2 protein-coding genes are annotated in these 1,376 nt (G+C 36.8%); both read right to left on the bottom strand.

Annotation, left to right across the window (positions count from 1 at the left end):
* Positions 1–112 precede the first annotated feature (112 nt).
* Positions 113–1,099, bottom strand: a complete 987-nt coding sequence (gene rlmN, locus DW732_RS09710; protein ID WP_082673256.1) for a 23S rRNA (adenine(2503)-C(2))-methyltransferase RlmN — start codon at positions 1,097–1,099, stop codon at positions 113–115.
* A 16-nt stretch (positions 1,100–1,115) separates the two neighbouring features.
* Entirely contained in the window at positions 1,116–1,301 is a 186-nt protein-coding gene (locus tag DW732_RS09705; RefSeq protein ID WP_003431289.1) for a cysteine-rich KTR domain-containing protein, read from the bottom strand.
* Positions 1,302–1,376 lie beyond the last annotated feature (75 nt).

Raw genomic sequence — 1,376 nt, 5'->3', positions numbered from 1 at the left:
GCCTAGGCTAGCCCCTTGTCACACAAACTACCGAAGCCTCTAAAAAAGCCGATAACACATAGGTTTTTTGACCTAATGCGTTATCGGCTCTGCGTCTATGCGTCTGGCACTTTTAATCATTTTTTTTGAATTTATTATATGTGTTAGCTAACTGTCCACAAGCCGCGTTAATCTCTCTGCCATGAGAAACTCTTATAGTAACTTCAAGTCCTGCTTGCTCTAATTGATGTTTGAATGCAACTATTTCCCGTTTCTGTGGTGCTTTAATTCTTGAATTGCTTGTTGGGTTGTATTGTAACACGTTAATCATAACTTTTTTGCCCCGAAACCATTTTGCAAGTTGTCTTACATCTGAGGGCCGGTCATTTATACCCGGTAAAAGCAAATACGCAAAGACAATTTTGCGATTATGCCTTTCAGAATAGGATAAGGCTTGCTTAACAACATCTTCAATAGCATATATGCGCATGTGAGGAATAATACGATTTCTTGCAGATTGTGTTGCTGCGTGTAAAGATATTGTCAACTGAATTTTAAGATGTTCCTCGCGCAATTTTTTTAATTGATCGACCGGACCAACTGTTGATATGGTAATGCCGTCGGTTGGAAAGTTGAGCCCATATCTATCTCGGAGAATATGGATTGCTTTTATCAAGTTGTCATAATTGAATAAAGGCTCTCCCATACCCATAAAAACGATACGGTTTACTTTTCGACGCAACAATATAATCTGTTGTACGATTTCTGACGATGTTAGATTACGAACAAAGCCATTTCGCCCGGACTCACAAAAAATACAACCAACAGGACAACCGACTTGTGTGCTCACGCAAACAGTTCCACCATCTCGCCGCTTGATAAAAACCGTTTCAATGTATTTGTTGTCTTTCAGTTCGTAAACATACTTTTCAGTATCACTGCTTTTGCAAATATTTTTTACCAACATTGATAGATTTTTTTTGCGTGGTAATTGCTTATATAATTCTTCATATAAGGCTTTTGCTTCATTCTCGCCAATAACTTCCGACATTTCTTTGTAAGTAAATCCGTATGGATCATTCCGTACTTCCGCAGGCGTATATTTAGGTAAACGTTTCATTTTTATATCCTTTCTTCTAAATAATAAAAGTTTGTTTTTCTGTATTTTTGATTACAATCTCTAATTTTTCTACATCAATGATATGCGTCAATTTGCATTTAGGGCAGAAAAGAGGAAAATCTTTTAATACAGTATTATGAAATACTTGAACTCTCGTCTTTCCGTTACAAATCGGACATTTTATCCAATATTTTTTAAGCATTATATTTCACTCGTCCTTTTTACACAAAAAAATGGGCTCTTCGGTGGTTTCTGTGGGAGAGATTCCGGCATAGGC

Origin of the sequence: Collinsella sp. AM28-11LB (assembly GCF_003469895.1) — a bacterium.
GTDB lineage: Bacteria > Actinomycetota > Coriobacteriia > Coriobacteriales > Coriobacteriaceae > Collinsella.
The sequence above is the reverse complement of the archived record's forward strand: the minus strand, read 5'-3'. Positions and strand labels throughout refer to the sequence as shown.

Bases quoted from the DNA above. Each gene is read 5' to 3' on its own strand.
- rlmN (WP_082673256.1), bottom strand. From the start codon at position 1,099: ATGAAACGTTTACCTAAATATACGCCTGCGGAAGTACGGAATGATCCA.
- DW732_RS09705 (WP_003431289.1), bottom strand. From the start codon at position 1,301: ATGCTTAAAAAATATTGGATAAAATGTCCGATTTGTAACGGAAAGACG.